Annotated in this window: 13 protein-coding genes and 1 tRNA gene; 4 read left to right on the top strand and 10 right to left on the bottom strand. The window is 39.4% G+C overall.

The genetic code is table 11. The annotated features are described in order from the left end of the window. Window positions 1-4 precede the first annotated feature (4 nt). The 3 genes from FTT87_RS00620 to FTT87_RS00610 are packed head-to-tail and all read right to left on the bottom strand — an operon-like array spanning window position 5 to window position 3,863. A complete protein-coding gene (locus FTT87_RS00620; protein ID WP_180174149.1) occupies window positions 5-1,426 on the bottom strand; it encodes an LLM class flavin-dependent oxidoreductase in 1,422 nt (473 codons plus the stop codon). Then, on the bottom strand, window positions 1,426-2,649 hold the full coding sequence (locus tag FTT87_RS00615) for an SfnB family sulfur acquisition oxidoreductase (RefSeq protein WP_180043501.1): 1,224 nt from the start codon (window positions 2,647-2,649) through the stop codon (window positions 1,426-1,428). The genes FTT87_RS00620 and FTT87_RS00615 overlap by 1 nt, the downstream gene beginning before the upstream one ends. 11 nt (window positions 2,650-2,660) lie before the next feature. Continuing rightward, on the bottom strand, window positions 2,661-3,863 hold the full coding sequence (locus FTT87_RS00610) for an SfnB family sulfur acquisition oxidoreductase (protein WP_180081035.1): 1,203 nt from the start codon (window positions 3,861-3,863) through the stop codon (window positions 2,661-2,663). 381 nt (window positions 3,864-4,244) lie between these two features. Here FTT87_RS00610 and FTT87_RS00605 point away from each other — a divergent pair, with 381 nt between their 5' ends. Together FTT87_RS00605 and FTT87_RS00600 are read left to right on the top strand one after the other, a co-directional pair. Then, window positions 4,245-5,009, top strand: coding sequence for a glutathione S-transferase family protein (locus FTT87_RS00605; RefSeq protein ID WP_180082419.1), 765 nt, complete (start codon window positions 4,245-4,247; stop codon window positions 5,007-5,009). 386 nt (window positions 5,010-5,395) lie between these two features. Beyond that, on the top strand, window positions 5,396-5,866 hold the full coding sequence (locus FTT87_RS00600) for an Lrp/AsnC family transcriptional regulator (protein WP_086195053.1): 471 nt from the start codon (window positions 5,396-5,398) through the stop codon (window positions 5,864-5,866). Between the two features lie 92 nt (window positions 5,867-5,958). Here FTT87_RS00600 and FTT87_RS00595 read toward each other — a convergent pair whose 3' ends face one another. Continuing rightward, a complete protein-coding gene (locus FTT87_RS00595) occupies window positions 5,959-6,708 on the bottom strand; it encodes a YebC/PmpR family DNA-binding transcriptional regulator (protein WP_086195054.1) in 750 nt (249 codons plus the stop codon). 112 nt (window positions 6,709-6,820) lie between these two features. Continuing rightward, window positions 6,821-7,384 carry a 1-acyl-sn-glycerol-3-phosphate acyltransferase gene (locus tag FTT87_RS00590; protein WP_086195139.1) on the bottom strand — a complete coding sequence of 188 codons (564 nt, stop codon included), beginning with the start codon at window positions 7,382-7,384 and terminating at the stop codon, window positions 6,821-6,823. Window positions 7,385-8,315: 931 nt separating this feature from the next. Here FTT87_RS00590 and FTT87_RS00585 point away from each other — a divergent pair. Further along, window positions 8,316-8,392 (top strand) — tRNA-Ile (locus FTT87_RS00585). Window positions 8,393-8,406: 14 nt separating this feature from the next. Here FTT87_RS00585 and FTT87_RS00580 read toward each other — a convergent pair. From FTT87_RS00580 to FTT87_RS00560, 5 genes are read right to left on the bottom strand one after another with little or no spacing between them, the layout of a single operon-like run. After that, the gene (locus FTT87_RS00580; RefSeq protein WP_373423488.1) at window positions 8,407-9,435 is read right to left on the bottom strand and encodes a tyrosine-type recombinase/integrase; all 1,029 of its coding nucleotides are present in this window, start codon (window positions 9,433-9,435) and stop codon (window positions 8,407-8,409) included. After that, window positions 9,321-9,653, bottom strand: a complete 333-nt coding sequence (locus FTT87_RS16200) for a helix-turn-helix domain-containing protein (RefSeq protein ID WP_373423487.1) — start codon at window positions 9,651-9,653, stop codon at window positions 9,321-9,323. Before FTT87_RS16200 ends, FTT87_RS00580 begins: the two co-directional genes overlap by 115 nt. 15 nt (window positions 9,654-9,668) lie before the next feature. Continuing rightward, complete coding sequence (gene mobF, locus FTT87_RS00570) at window positions 9,669-12,137, bottom strand: MobF family relaxase (protein ID WP_180174148.1); 2,469 nt, start codon at window positions 12,135-12,137, stop codon at window positions 9,669-9,671. A gap of 8 nt (window positions 12,138-12,145) precedes the next feature. Beyond that, complete coding sequence (locus tag FTT87_RS00565) at window positions 12,146-13,930, bottom strand: type IV secretion system DNA-binding domain-containing protein (RefSeq protein WP_180174147.1); 1,785 nt, start codon at window positions 13,928-13,930, stop codon at window positions 12,146-12,148. Next, window positions 13,927-14,181 carry a hypothetical protein gene (locus FTT87_RS00560; RefSeq protein WP_180174146.1) on the bottom strand — a complete coding sequence of 85 codons (255 nt, stop codon included), beginning with the start codon at window positions 14,179-14,181 and terminating at the stop codon, window positions 13,927-13,929. The genes FTT87_RS00565 and FTT87_RS00560 overlap by 4 nt, the downstream gene beginning before the upstream one ends. 257 nt (window positions 14,182-14,438) lie before the next feature. On the opposite strand from FTT87_RS00560, the gene FTT87_RS00555 reads away from it, so the two are divergent. Beyond that, window positions 14,439-15,527 carry a hypothetical protein gene (locus FTT87_RS00555; protein WP_180174145.1) on the top strand — a complete coding sequence of 363 codons (1,089 nt, stop codon included), beginning with the start codon at window positions 14,439-14,441 and terminating at the stop codon, window positions 15,525-15,527. The last annotated feature ends 12 nt before the right edge of the window (window positions 15,528-15,539 follow it).

The following is a 15,539-nucleotide window of genomic DNA, read 5'->3' as shown; positions in this document are numbered from 1 at the left end:
AAATTTATGCGGATTGTTTTTGCTTTAAGTTAGAGTTCGAAGTTGAGGCGGAGCTTGGACATCGAAATTGCTGAACTGGGTGTGAGGTCGACAGTCGGTTGCCTTGATTAAACAGTTTGTGTCTTAAACTGCCGTGTTCGTAGGCTGTTTTATAACGGCCACGCTGCTGCAATTCAGGAATCACCAGACGGATAAAGTCATGGTGTGACTCAGGGGCAACGGTGCGGGTCAGGTTAAAGCCATCAATACCGGTTTCATCGATCAGCTGAATCAGTTTTTCAGCCACAGTTGCACCACTCCCGACAATCAGGGGATAACGACCACCTAATACATGCTGAGCTTTTAAATCATTTTTGCTGATGTGCTGTTCTTTAAATTTATTGTTGACTGATGCAATGCTGTTGGTCTTTTGGTAAGGGATCGCTTCATCATCGTCAAATTTGGACAGGTCAATGCCGACAGAACTGGAGAAGTGCGCCAAACCTGCTTCAGGACTGGCATAAGCGCGATATTCATCCAGCTTTTGCTGTGCCAGTTCATCAGTTTCCGCAGTCACCACGGTAATGCCGACAAAGATTTTAATATCTTCAGGATGACGTCCTTGATCGGCAGCTTGCTGACGAATCTGATCGACCTGCTTTTTGATTTTTGCAGGCTGATCACCGCCAATAAACATGCCTTCCGCATGTTGGGTGGCAAATGCTATTCCACGCGGTGAAGCACCTGCCTGAAATAACACCGGGGTGCGCTGAATGGAAGGGGAAACTTGAAACACGCCCTGGCTTTGGTAAAACTGTCCCTGATGATTGACCTGATGTACTTTGGCAGGGTCGGTAAATATCCGGTTTTTCTTGTCTTTTACAACGGCTTCATCTTCCCAGGAACCTTCCCAGAATTTATAGCAAAGTTGTACAAACTCTTCGGCTTGCTCATAGCGCAGGTCATGGTCTTTTAAGCCTTTTTCACCAATTAATCGCTGTGCGCTGTCCAGATACCCAGTGACAATATTCCAGCCAATACGGCCCTGAGTCAGGTGGTCCAGACTGGCGAAACGGCGGGCAAACTGATAAGGCGACTCATAACTTAAATTGACTGTGACCCCAAAGCCGAGATGCTGGGTCACCGCTGCCATGGCAGAAACCAGAGTACTGGGGTCATGACTCGGCAACTGAATTGATTCTTTTAAAGTCAGGTCAATATTGTTTTGATAGACATCATACACCCCGGTAATGTCGGCAATGAACAGGCCGTCAAACAGGCCGTGTTCCAGGGTTTGGGCTAAATCTGTCCAGTAGCTCAGCTCATTAAAACGCTGCGACTCATCACGCGGATGGGTCCATAATCCGTGATTGATATGGCCGACACAGTTCATATCAAAAGCATTTAACAAGATTTTCTTGGGTACAGATTGTGATGCTGTTGTCATTACAATGTCCCTCGGCGCGGTGGCAATACGCCATTTAAAATATGATTGGCTATGAAATAATATTTCCAGCGCGAAGCATCATGCAGCGTGTGCACGCGGGCATTGCGCCAGAAGCGGTCCAGACCATCTTCGCGTTGGCTACCACGGCTACCGGCCAGTTCAATCAGTTTGGATGATGCTTTTAAGGCAGTTTCGGTACTGTGTGCACGTACTTTGGCCACATCTAATGATGCTTTGGCGATATTTTCTGCGGTCGGTGCGGGTCTGGCGGCATCAATTGAACGGGCGGCCTGTTTCAGTAAAACTTCAGAGGCACGTACATCGGCGACAATCCGTCCCAGTTCGAACTTTGTCAGTGGGTCATCGGTGGCTTGATCTACGCCAGAATCAATCCACGGACGGGCCTGACGCACACGGTTTAAAGTTTCTTCAAAGGCGGCACGGGCAATACCGGTTTCAATAGAGGCATGCAGCAATTGCGCAAACGGGCCGGAGATGGTTGGCTCTGAATAGGCAATATCAAATGGCACTACATCTTCAGCCAGCACTTGCACATTATTGAATTTCACTGTGCCGCTGCCTGTGGTACGTTGCCCGAAACCACTCCAGTCATCGATTAAAGTCAAACCTTGGCTATTACGCGGAACAAAAGCTAGGAACTGCTGATCTTGTTCATCGACCACCAGTGTTGGAATGCGATGGGCAAATAAACTGCCGGTGCAATAAAACTTTTCGCCATTAATCACATAGCCCTGATCAGTTTTGCGTATCGCGGTTTGACGCTGTGCAGCAGTTTTGGTTTTAAACTCGGCCAGGGCATTGCCAAAACGCGCACCTTTTAGCACTTCGCTATAGAGTTTTTGTTTTTGCTGTTCGGTGCCGCTATTGCGCAGGATCTCCAGGCCATAAAAATGATTTTGCGGAATCTGGCCAATGGAACCATCTACACCACTCATCAGTGCAATCACTTGCGCTACGGTATAGCTAGAGACCTCTGCACCACCATACTGTTTTGGGACGGTAATGGCCCAGAGCCCAGACTGGCTATAGGCTTCGATTTCTTCAAAAGGCAGAATGCGCTCGGCATCGCGCTGAATGGCTCCAGCTTTGAACTGTTGCGCTAGATTGCGTGCAATTTCCAGCGCTTCTGCATCGGATTGAATAATATGTGCATGCGCCAATTGCTCGGGATGAAATGAAATAATGTTTTGATATGAAGTCATGACAAATATCCTTAAATCCAGGCGTGGCGGGCAGGGAGGGTGTGATTGAGGTAATAATCCCCAAGCGCATGCAATTTCCAGCGCACCGGATCATGCAGGGTATGCACACGGGCATTGCGCCAGTGCTGGTCCAGGTTGTGCTGACTCAGACTGGAACGGCTACCGCCAAGTTCCAGTAATTTTTCCGAGATATGCAGTGCAGCATCATTGGCATAAATCTTGGCTTCAGCGACTAAAATAGAGGCTTTGGCCGCCTGTTCATCAGTGACTGATTCAAGCCGATCCAGTTCATCCAGATATTCAGCTGCTTCATCAAGCAGCAAAATGGCAGCATCCAATAGCACCGCAGACTTGCCGACTTCCTGCAAGGTATAGTGTTCAAAGCTGGCTTTTTCCACTTGTGCATCGACAATCGGGCGTGCTTTATGCACCGCCGTCACGGTATCAGCAAAGGCCGCTTCAGCAATACCGACATCAATGGCAACCTGTAATAACTGTGAATACGCGCCGCGGTAATTGGGCTGACTGGAAAGCAGGCGTTCATCAAAAATCAGTAGCGGATCAACTTCAACATGCTCAAGTCTAACTGTGCCACTTGAAGTGGTACGCTGCCCAAAGCCATTCCAGTTATCAATCACTTTCACGCCTTTGGCCTGAGCATTGACGATAGTCAGTACTACATAACCTTCTGGATGAATAGCTTTAATCGCGAGCCAGTGAGCAAAACTGCTGCCCGTTGAATAGAATTTTTCGCCGTCGACAAAATAACGCCCATTTTCAAAAGTTAATGTGGTTGCCAGGGTTTTGGTATCTTTGGTATTACGTTCCGGCCCACCATTGGCTAAGCGTTTACCTTGTAAAATTTCTTGATAAATAAACTGTTTTTGCTGCTCTGTACCCATCATTTGGATCATATTCAACAGCGCAATCTGATTTTGTGGGATTTGTCCTACACTGGAATCGGCCTTATTCAGAATGCGGAATACATGTGCCAATGTTTTATTGGAAACGAAAGCACCACCAAATTGCTTTGGAATACGAATACCACCTAAGCCTTTCTGGCTGAATAGATCAATTTCAGCAAAAGGCAATAAACGCTGTTGATCACGTTCATTGCGACCTTCCAAAGCAAAATCTGCGACATGATACGCAGCATGAATAGCTTCAAGATCGTTTTCAATTACATGAACATTTTCAGAAATTAAACGAAACATAATGACACCTTAAATCGATATCAGAACGCTACAAGTAATTCAGTTCAAAATTAAGCAATTGCTTTTGCAAAGCTTATGAAAAATCCTGTTTAAGATAAAAACTGCAAGATTTTTATTTATTTTGCATATATTAAGTGTTTAAAAAACAACATGATTTGAATTTTTTTAAACATTTATTTTTTGAAGTTTATGGGTTTATATCTGCTTTAAAGATAATCAAGACAAAAAAATGTATAAAAATAAAAAGCGTATGACTAATAGTACCAAGATGATATTTTGGATAAAAAGCACATTGTAATTCCGGGATAGGGTGACTAAAGTATCCGACTGAATTAGATGGTTTTGACTTGGCAGAACTAAAAAAATAAAAGCGGAGTTTTTATGCGAATTTTATACCAGTTTCCTTTATCTCATTTTTGTGAAAAAGCGCGCTGGTTGCTCGATCATAAAGAATTGGATTATGTCGCACAAAATTTGGTGCCAGGTGTACATCGTGCTTTTGCACAGCTAAAAACAGGGCAGAACAAATTGCCTATTTTACGTGATCAAGATCTTTGGATTGCCGACTCGACTGAAATAGCTTTATATCTGGATGAGGTATATCCGGAACACTCTTTATTGCGTGCCGATCCACAACAACGTCACTTGGCTTTGGAAATCAATGGGCTTGCTAACGAACTGGGTAGACATGTGCGCCGTTGGGGGCTTGCCCATACCTTGTCGGAAAGTGAAGAATCCTTAGATATTTTAATTGGTGAAAAGGGATATCTACGCCAGTTTGAAAAATATTCCAAACCCCTTATCAAAGCCTTACTTTCCAAAGGCTATCAACTAAATGCAGACAAGGTGGCCGAATCTAAACAGCAGATGGATAGCATCATCCAGAATTTAAATGCAAGATTGATAGAGAATCATGGGCGTTATTTTGTCGGTGAACGTCTTGGCCTTGCTGATATTGCGGTCTGTTCGATGCTTGCACCTATTCTGGAAATTCCCGGGACACCTTGGGAAAAAGAACAGGGCGAAACTTTATCTGAAGAATTTCGACAGTATAAAGAACATTTAATGGCATTACCCTTGGGACAATATGTGCTGCGTATCTATCACACTGAACGGAATGCACGGGTCGATTGGCGTGGAGTTTAAAAGCCAGCGATAATAATACGCACTCTATAGCGCGTATTATTGCAAATCAAATGACTGTATTTTTTTGTTTTGGTCGAACATCTTCCTTTTAATCTATTTCTATTCAAATATAAAAGATGAGTGATGATCCGGAGCAGGACACTTGACTGAATGAGTGTTAAATTCGATATAAGTCTTTAATATATAATTAAAATTAACATTGAGTGTTTTTTATTTTTGAGTGGCTCAGGGTACTTTAAGTAGGCGTCAAGATCTTTCTTTATGAGCTGGAAGGCTTATGGAAAATATTTTCATAATCTTAAAATTTTGTGAAAAATAAATAATTGCTATATCACAAAGCTAATGTAATATTTTGCGTAGCTATCGATTATTGAAAAGAGTACAAAATGGAACTAGATCGTTTTGATAAACAGATTCTTGAAATATTGAGTCATGAAGATGTCAATTTGAATGAGCTTTCTGAGCGTATTAACCTCTCAGTGAGTTCGGTTCATCGACGGATCAAGCATCTGATTGAAGCCAATATCATGACCCATTTAAAGCGTGATATTAACTATGCCAAGCTGGGTTTCAGTTTACATGTGCTCTTGCAGGTGTCTTTAAATAAACATGATACGGATACTTTTGCCAAGTTTTTAGAAGAACTGGAAAGCATTCCTGAAGTCATTAAGGCTTTTTTAGTGACCGGGCAATCCGCCGACTTTATTGTCGAAGTGGTGGCTAAAGATATGGAAAATTATAGTGAAATTCTGTTAAAACGCATCGGTAAAATTGAGCATGTGGTTGCATTACATTCCAGTTTTGTGATTAAGGAATACAAGGTATTGAATTGTAGTGGCTTACTGAACCGGGTTTGAAATTATAGTTTAGGTAGCAGTTTTATATAAAAATGCCTTTAAAGCACATAAAAAACGCACCATCAGGTGCGTTTTTTTATGTGGAAAAAGAATTAATCATCTAATTGAGCTAACACTTCTTCTGTGAATTCAACGTTGGTATAAACGTTTTGAACATCATCCAGATCTTCAAACATATCAATCATTTTGACGATTTTTTTCGCTTGATCGATATCTGAAATTAAGGCTTTAGTTGAAGGGTTCATCACAACTTCAGCATTGTCAGATTTAAGACCGGCAGCGGCTAAAGCATCTTGAACTGTACCAAAACTTTCCGGAGTGGTAATGACCAAGATTTCATCTTCATCAACTTCAATATCTTCAGCACCTGCTTCTAAAGCCACATCCATGATTTGATCTTCTAAAGAAACATCTTCAAAAGTAATCTCACCGCGTTTAGTAAACATATAAGCAACTGAGCCAGCAGTACCTAAGTTACCATCAGTTTTAGAGAAACAGTGACGAACATCAGGCACAGTACGGTTTAAGTTATCAGTCATTGTTTCAATAATAACTGCAACACCTCCTACACCATAACCTTCATAAGTGATTTCTTTTAAATCGGCATTTTCTTCACCGCCAACACCGCGCTGGATTGCACGGTTGATGGTATCACGTGTCATATTTGCGACTAATGCTTTTTCAACGACAGCACGTAAACGTGGGTTAGACGCAACATCACCGCCGCCTAAACGGGCAGCTGTAACAATTTCACGAATGAATTTTGTGAATACTTTAGCGCGGCTCGCATCTTGTTTTGCTTTACGATGCTTAGTATTAGCCCACTTGGAATGACCCGCCATGCGAAATATGCTCCTTGTAGATTGGCCTTATGCCTATCAGATTATGCAAATTCTACCATAAGCCCTTTTTTCTTAGAAAGAGCTAGATTTTGAGTTTTTAAACAAATAGCAACTAGTTTTTAGGTTCAGGGATCACAATATCCAGTCCAACTTTTTCTCTGTAAAGCTGTTTTAACAAAGCCAGGTCGTGATTAATTTCTGTTGGATAAATCTTGCCTAAAATACCACCTTCTTTGGTTTGCGAATTGGCATACATTAAAACAATAGGTACACCAGCGGCTTTGGCAATATACCAAAAACCTGTACGGATGGGCTTTCTAGATTCACCCGTTTTGGCACGGGTCGCTTCAGGTGCAATCACCAGATTGAATTTTTCATTCTGCTGAAAATGCTCAACCATAAGTGAAACAATATCCTGATTTGCTTTTCGATCAACAGAAATTCCCCCAATAGCTTCTAATAAAGGCTTCATGGGACCTTTAAATAATTCTTTTTTAATCAGGGTATGAATTTTTATATCATAAATCTGGAATAGTGCCAGTGAAAGCACGGCATCCATCATGGATGTATGTTCAAATCCAACAATAACCTGCTTATCTTCAAGTACATCTGGTTCAACATGATATTTCCATCCTGCAAGTTTAAATGCAGATTCACCGATAAATTTTTTTAACATGAATGTAGGGGATATTTGACTATATGAAAGTTGGCTAATTTCTGCCTGTTCTTGTATGTAGTCAAGTGTTAATGAATTAAAAATAACCAAATGGATACGCATTATATGATGGATGAAATATGTGTATTAATTGCTTTTATATATTAAATCTTAAGCTTAAAGATTTAATATGTATCAAGTTATATAAAATAAGACTAAATAGTGACTATTCAGATGAAAAAATACCTATTAGACTTTTGTCGAAGATAAAATTTTTTAAACACAGGGCGCGATGTGGCCTAGGTTTAATGAGGATTGAAAAGAATGATGTATGTTTCGACTTTTCTATTAGCATTTTGTTTGTTTATGCTGGTTGTTGTATGGTCTTTAATCGAAATTCGCATTGAAGAGCAAAAAGAACGCAGTCTTTAGCAGTGATTTGCAGTCGAAGCTGGAAAAATCTTTATAGTTGGATTTTAAAAAATATTTCTTCCCAATCTAAATAAAAATTAAAGTAATACTTTTTAGGTATAAGATTTTCATCTTTTTCACATGATTTGAATTTCAAAAACGTGAGTGGATGAGGATTTAATTTTTGCATTTTTAAAAAATTATAGTCCACAATCATTCATTTAAAAGGTGTTGAATATTTAAAATTGTGTATTAATCATTCTGTTTTTTAAGTTTTACTCTTCTTAATTTATAGGAGTGAAATATTAGCTCTCATTTGAATCTTTCAAACACTTACTATAAAGGTTTTTAGCTATAAAACTTACAATCTGTTCACAGGAGGGTGGGGTGGAGTCTAAGGAAAAATAATCCTCCTTTAAAATATGCTCAGTAATTGTTGTGTTACTGTGCAAGTGAAAGTAAAAATGCTTGTTTTTTGAAAAAATCTTCGTTAGTATTGCCTCGCTTGAACTTGTTGATATATAACAAATTCAGCTTATCAGGGCCTATAGCTCAGTTGGTTAGAGCAGCGGACTCATAATCCGTTGGTCGACAGTTCAAGTCTGTCTGGGCCCACCATATTTTTCAAGGACTTACAGTAACTGTAAGTCCTTTTTAATTTCATGCTGCGGCACATTTGTGCCATAAAGTATGGAACTTACGACTTCAGCATGTCTACTTAAATTTGCTGGAGCTAAGTGAGCATACCTTCTGACCATCTCAGAACTTTGCCAACCACCCATCTCCTGAAGATCATATAAGGGTGTGCCATTTTGCACTAACCAGCTCGCCCAAGTATGTCTTAGATCATGCCAACGAAAGTTGACTATTCCAGCTCGTTCTAAAGCTTTCCGCCAAGCCCGTGTATTTATATTTGCAATAGGCTTTTTACGGTATGTAAAAACATATTCTGGATGATTCCCAAGCTGAGTTTTAAGTAAATTAACTACATGTTCACTTAACGAAACATGGATATCTTCTTTACCTTTTGCTTGATCACCGTAAATCCATGCCGTTTTTCGCTTTAAATCAACTTGTTGCCAAGTAAGATTTAAAATATTGGCTTGTCTGAGTCCAGTTGAAAGAGCAAATACCGTTACTATTTTCTGATGGGGAGGTAGCTCATCAAGTAAAATCTTAACTTGCTCAGCTGTAATCCATCTAACACGGCGTTTGATTTCTTTATACATTCTTACTTTCGGTGCTTTATCAATCCATTCCCATTCGTTACAAGCTTTATTAAGGATTGCTCGAACTAAGGCAAGGTATCGATTTGCAGTTGCAGCACTCGATTCTCGTTTTTTAACTTCACCTATCGAAATAATTTCATCGCGAGAAATGTCCATTAGGATTTTCCCACGAAGAAACTGCTGTAACCAAGTTAATTTACTGACATCATCTTGGTGGGTATTCTTATGCTGAGTTTCATCTAACCAACGTATACCAGCTTGATCCCAAGTATAAGTAGGTCTATCACCTAACTTTTGTACTCGCCAAAATTCAGCTTTTAATCGATCATGGAATTCTTGCGCTTCGACTTTATTTTCCGTTGCAGTAGTACGTCTAATTCGCTTACCGCTCGGTGTGGTGAAGTCGACCCACCATATGTTGTTGCGTTTGATAAGTGACATTGTTTTAACTCCATTGGTAAAGTCACTTGCAACGCTTGCCTTGAATTAGCATAAAACGAGCGTAAATATTCAGCAAGATCATCTTCGATAAAAACCCATGATTTTGCAGGTTTAGCTGCTGGAATTTGACCAATTTTTGCTCTCCTGCGTAATTCTTCAGGATGCATACGAAGAAATTTAGCTGCCTCAATTAGACTGAGCGTTTGCATGTGCTTTACCTATTTTTATAGTTCGAGCTGATGCTGAGCTTCAGAGCTTACGGTATAATCTAGACTCGTATCTTTTTGTCTTGATCGTCTCATATTCACTTCCATCAGTGTTTCAATTTCTGCTGAACAATAAAAATGGGTTTTCTCTCTGGCACGACTAGCTGCAACATAACTCCATTCTCGATCCATCATTGCATCTGAAGAGAGTACAAATGCATGGTCTACAGTCATCCCTTGTGCTTTATGCACCGAAATTGCATAGGCATGGTCAATTGCGGTATAAGCTGATTTTATGTTTGCATCATCAGTTAAACTGAATTCAACTATTTTGCTATCTTCTCGTTCAACCTGAAATTGCCAATGACCATCTTGATTCATCTGAATCTTTTTCAGAGTCCCGACATCACCATTAGTTATTCCCAACCTGCGTTGGTTTTTGCAAAATATGATTTGATCACCTACTGCAAATTCACGAAAGGAATGTACATTATTGAGAATGGTTTCAACTTCACAGCTTGCACCCAACTGTCCTGATTTATGCATTTTTAAACGTGCAGCTTGGTTTAGTTGGTATAAATCACTGCGTGTTCCTGCGAGCATCAAAGCAGATGCGGATGGCTGTTCAATTTTGGCTTGCCACCAGTCCTCAACTAAATTTTCTATAGTTTTTTCCTGTGTAGATTGTACGTGCAAGCTGCCGTGCTTACGCATGGCTGCTAATGCTTGCTCACTTTGACCTGTGGCGAGCTGCATCACAATTTTTCGGTCTTCTAGCATTTTTTGCCTCTGAATATTTTGCAGGGATGCATAACCTAGATTTTGTGTAAGTAAACGAAAAGCCCCACCGGCATCAATTGGCTGTAGTTGTTGTGAATCACCAATCAAAACAACTTTTGCCTTTGCTTGATCTGCATAATCAAGTATTTGTGCCAATTGTCTTGACCCAACCATGCCAGCTTCATCAATCACCAATACGGTTTTACTAGTCAGTTTTGTGCTTTCAGTATTTAGTTCATGAATCAATGAATGCAAAGTCTGAGATGGAATTAGTGTGGATTCTTGTAAGCCTTTGGCTGCTTTCGCTGCAAGAGTTGCACCTCGTACATCTAAACCTCCATGTTCCCACGCTAGATGTGCAACACCGAGCAAGTAGCCTTTCCCTGTGCCGGCCATACCTTGAATGATTTTGACGCCACCAGATTTGCTAGTGATATACTCAAATGCCCGTTGTTGTTCTACCGTCAGCTTTGATTGTTCTATTAAGATTGGATCAACCTGAATTTGATGCATAGTTTCATGTTGGCGATTTCTAGACTGATCTAGCAATTTTTGTTCTAAAATCAATTGTGTCTGAGTAGTAAAACGCAATTCGGTTTGATCAAGACCTCGATCCAATTTATGGTTAATGGATTGCAACCGAACTAATTCAGGATGCTGCAATATTTCACCAATATACTGGTGAATACCATCGCCATTCAGATGACCTTGACCAGCCACAGCGATAGCATGATGTAATTGCTGTGATGTAAAAGTTGACATCTGCTGATGAAGATTAGTAAAAATCTCCATTGGTGTTAGCATCTTGCTTTGAATCGGTTGATAAATTTGGCATTGTTGAACTAGATCAGGTTGATAACCCAATGCTGTTGCCTTGGCTTGCCATTGTTGGAACAATACAGATCGTGAAATTTCACCTCTCTTGCTTTCACGGGTAGCAAAAGTGGCAATCTGCATACCTTGGACACTTGTCACACCGTATTTTTCTGCTTGCTCTACGATTGCTTGTCGTCGTTTAGAAAAAGCATCACATAATTTTGGGGGTATTCCATTAATTGAGAAAGACCTTTTAATATCTTGTTCAATCTGAAAACCGAGTTGCTGTAACTCATGTGCTAATTCAGCACGATATACTGCACCAGCTGCTAATTTCCAGCGCGAATCAAAATCAATTGCACATACTGAGCCATCATTACGTAAGCCGAGATTTGCAACAAGGACATGCGTATGTAATTGAGGATCTTGCGCACGACTCGTACTATGTTCATATGCAGCTGCAATGATTTGATGGTTTGAGTTAGTCAAATTACCACGGTCTCGATTGCTAAATGCATGTTGCTCAAGGAATTTAGCCCCTTGTTCAACTGCCTTTTTTTGCGCATATTCAATAGCAAAACGGGTCTCTTGATCGGCCAAGGCCCAGGCGACTGAGACACTTTTTGGTGCGGAAAATGTCATATCCCAGCCACCTTTATGATCAATTCCAGCATTTGAGGCCAAAGCCTCACCCGTAGTTGGGTGAAAACCTTGTAATAATTTTCCTAGCTCACCAGAACGCAAGTGACCATCCAAATATAATGCTGATTTAAGTTGCCCAAGCCAGTAGCCATTAGGTTCACTGCCAAGTTCATAATAGTCATCGACTGCTGAGTTCTCATAATACTGTGCAGTTTGCGCAGTATTAGAGAGAGGTTTAAAAGTCATCATTGCTTATCTCAACCTTGAGGTATCGACTTTTTGATCAAGCGTTTTTTTCCTGTATTTACATCAATTTGTAAAACATGATTTGATGCATCTTCAACTGGTGGTCGATCAATCCAGTCTGCTAGTTCAATACCTTCACGAATTTTCTGGAAATTTGTAATTGGCCATGTAAGACGTAGTACAGCATTCCAACCTGTCACTGTCATCCAACCTTGTATACCGTGCTTTAGAGTAGGAGATGGTAGTTGCGAAATTTCGGATGGTGCAACAAGGCGTTGACATTGGGTAAGTGGAATTCGATGACCATTTTCATCAAAATTTTCAGTGAAAATTTCACGATCCCCTATTAGCTTAGAAGAGAAGTCGGCTCCTGTGCCTGATCCCATTGACAAAATAATCTTAGTTTGCATCATGCCAATCAGTGAGTTAACTTCGTACTGACCATACTGGTCTACTAGCAGATCAAAGTCTTGAATACCCAACCAAATGCAAGCGCCTTTTGATCGACCAAGAGCAACAAGATTCTTAAGTTGTTCAATATATGGAACTTGAGCAATTTCATCGAGAATAAAATGGATTCTTCGAGTAGATGAATCAGCAAAAGTTGGCGATAGAATCAACTTGCTTAATACATTTAGCACGGCACATATATAAGCATCGCTGATCGTTGGAAATGCTTTACTTGCCTGTAACAATAAGATTGGTTTTTCTTCTGAATCATCACAAATCCATTTTCGTAAGCTAAATCCATCAGTTGTTGTAGGCCATGCTTGTGCAAGTTGGCGCAAAAAGGATAAGTTTGCAATTAGGCTGAAATGAACACTATCGCTGGATCTACTACCTTCTTTAAAAATTTTAAGACCAATTCGGTAAAAGCGTCGAAATTCTTCAATAGTTTGCTCAAGTGTCCACTCAATACATTCAGCTAGATGCTCCCAGCCCCAATTCACACCATGTGTATGTTGTAAACAGACGATATATCCTGTGAGAGCAACGCGACTAGCATCACTAAAAACAGCATTATCACCCTCGGCAGCTGGAACCAATGATTGAGCTAATAATCCAGCCTCCAACTCTGTTCGAATATCTTGCCCGATATCCCATGCAACACCACGATTATCCCAAGGTGCTAAGATAAGCGAATTCTCGTCATCAAATAACTCTGTAAAATCTCCTTTATTATCGAGCAAGCATACTTTTGCATATGGCTGTTGCTCTAATGTATCAATCAACATCTTTTTCATGATCTGTGTTTTACCCGCACTCGGTGCACCGATAAAAGCTATACCTTTTGTTTCACTTTCTTCAGGTAGACGAAATTGTGGGTGAATCAACATACCTGTAGGTAAATCAGAACTTTGATATTTCTTATCAGTAGCATTTACTACGCGTTGGGCATAACTAATAGCTTCTGTGCCAGTTAACAGAACACTTCCTCTTGCATGATATTGATCGCGTGGCTTTGCACATAGAAAGCCTAAAAAACAAGAGATAGGTAATGCCAATACTAGTGGTAGATAAAAATGCCAAAGGAACATGGTCTTATGCCCATAAATATTTAGCATTGTCGCAATATCCAGCCATGATTTTGTCTGTATCCCAAGTGTAGATAAAGTACATCCCCAAATTGCTGCTGGAAGATGAGGCCATGCAGACCAAGCAATATCACGGGTGAATGGTATCTGCACATTCCATGAAAAGTATTCAAGTACTATGGAAATTATTAAAAAAGTAATACCTGCAACTGCAGCACCATCTTCAACGCGCCACTCTGGTTTTTTATTCAATCGGTTCACTTTTCTTCTCCATTTTCAATTTCAAACTCATTAAGTTTGAAGATAATTTGGGTTTGCCCTTGACGGAGTAATTTCATCTGAGATGCTAGAGATGTAAGTGCATCAATTACTTTGTCTTGTTCACTTTGTTGGCTTTTGGCTAATATGTGACGTATAACATCTGCAACTGTTACTGATTCACGCTCTGCTTGTCTCTCTAGAGATGTTGCTAGTGCAAGTGGCACTCGTACTGCAATTGGCTTAGTTTTCATTTTCTTCACCACGGTGTAATGCTGTAACATTCTGTAAAGCATTGAATTGACAAGTTAACTGTGTAAAATGATTACGATTAGAGCTAGGATTTACGGGGCCCATCCCCCTCATGGGGGTCTGGTGTAGGAAATATTCAAATAGTTTTGAATCTGGAAATTTAAGTTTGTCTTCATTGTTATTACTCCTTTGTAAATAACGATATGAAGTTAATAATTTAGAGTTTTCCTTTCATGGGAAAAATTCGGGAAATACATAATTGATTGAATCTAAAAATATTTTTTTTTCATATTTTAATAATGAAGAATTTAAAAATGATGCAAAAGCTGCTGACTGTGAAATTGAGTTTGCTGAATTTCTAAACTATTTGAATGAAAATTTTGTCTATGTAGGTCGCTCAGGAAAAGGTGAAAAATCCTTCGGAAATTTAGATATTTTGGGAAAAATTTCTGAGCTTTTTGTTGCCAAATTTCAACTCTATGGCAAGGAGTTTGAAGAAATCAAAAGAGATTTAGAGAATGCTGGAATCTCTTTAAAGTTAGACGCGGAGCTAATAGATAAGAAAGCTTGTTATGAATTTTCAAATGTTGTTATAAAATTATATAAAAAATATGATTCATTATTAGAAATAGACTATGCTTTACAGCAATCATTAAACCAATTCAATAAAGAATTTGGCAATAAAAACGTCAGTCCATTTGACTTGAACAAATGGAAACAAGCCGTTTCATTTTTAAAATTGCTTTCAGACATCACTTTCACTTTATCTAACGTTAAAGACACAAATATTTTTTATAGTAGTGATGATAATGGAAAAAAAATCACTATTAATGATAATCAACCAATTAATTGGTGTTCATATTGCTTCAGACGCTCATCTAATAAAAGACCACAAAGATATTCCCAAGTTGAATATACAAAGAAAAAATACAATTTAACATGTAGGATACACAACTCATCTAATGATAAAATATATAGAGAAGCTAAAAGTAGAGCAAAATTACTTTCAGAAGTAGATCGACAATATATAAATCAAATCCATGCTGAACGAATTTCTTATGAATTACACAACTCTCAATCTGAGGTAGAGTTTGTTACATATGAACAATGGCAAAAATTTGGTGATTCTTGGATTGATGCACTCCAAAAAGTATTCCCTAATGAAGATTTGACTCAAATAATAAATTGGAATCAATATGTGACTAAGTTTCATTTATTGTTCGAGAATTATGAAGAAACTACTACTAATCCCAGATATATTATGGATATTTTTATAGAAGCTGAAATCTGGTCGAATTTAGAAAAAAATAACCCTAAAATCGACCGAAGAAGAAAACTCACAGAGTAATATGTAAAAGTG

This window comes from Acinetobacter sp. YH01022, from assembly GCF_013420235.1.
In the GTDB taxonomy this organism is placed as follows: Bacteria; Pseudomonadota; Gammaproteobacteria; order Pseudomonadales; family Moraxellaceae; genus Acinetobacter.
The sequence above is the reverse complement of the archived record's forward strand: the minus strand, read 5'-3'. Positions and strand labels throughout refer to the sequence as shown.

Excerpts from the sequence above, each read along its gene's own strand:
- FTT87_RS00560 (WP_180174146.1), bottom strand. The coding sequence starts at position 14,181 with ATGAAAACTAAGCCAATTGCAGTACGAGTGCCACTTGCACTAGCAACA.
- FTT87_RS00605 (WP_180082419.1), top strand. The coding sequence starts at position 4,245 with ATGCGAATTTTATACCAGTTTCCTTTATCTCATTTTTGTGAAAAAGCG.
- FTT87_RS00620 (WP_180174149.1), bottom strand. The coding sequence starts at position 1,426 with ATGACAACAGCATCACAATCTGTACCCAAGAAAATCTTGTTAAATGCT.
- FTT87_RS00600 (WP_086195053.1), top strand. The coding sequence starts at position 5,396 with ATGGAACTAGATCGTTTTGATAAACAGATTCTTGAAATATTGAGTCAT.
- FTT87_RS00590 (WP_086195139.1), bottom strand. The coding sequence starts at position 7,384 with ATGTTAAAAAAATTTATCGGTGAATCTGCATTTAAACTTGCAGGATGG.
- FTT87_RS00595 (WP_086195054.1), bottom strand. The coding sequence starts at position 6,708 with ATGGCGGGTCATTCCAAGTGGGCTAATACTAAGCATCGTAAAGCAAAA.
- FTT87_RS00615 (WP_180043501.1), bottom strand. The coding sequence starts at position 2,649 with ATGACTTCATATCAAAACATTATTTCATTTCATCCCGAGCAATTGGCG.
- FTT87_RS00610 (WP_180081035.1), bottom strand. The coding sequence starts at position 3,863 with ATGTTTCGTTTAATTTCTGAAAATGTTCATGTAATTGAAAACGATCTT.
- mobF (WP_180174148.1), bottom strand. The coding sequence starts at position 12,137 with ATGATGACTTTTAAACCTCTCTCTAATACTGCGCAAACTGCACAGTAT.
- FTT87_RS16200 (WP_373423487.1), bottom strand. The coding sequence starts at position 9,653 with ATGCAAACGCTCAGTCTAATTGAGGCAGCTAAATTTCTTCGTATGCAT.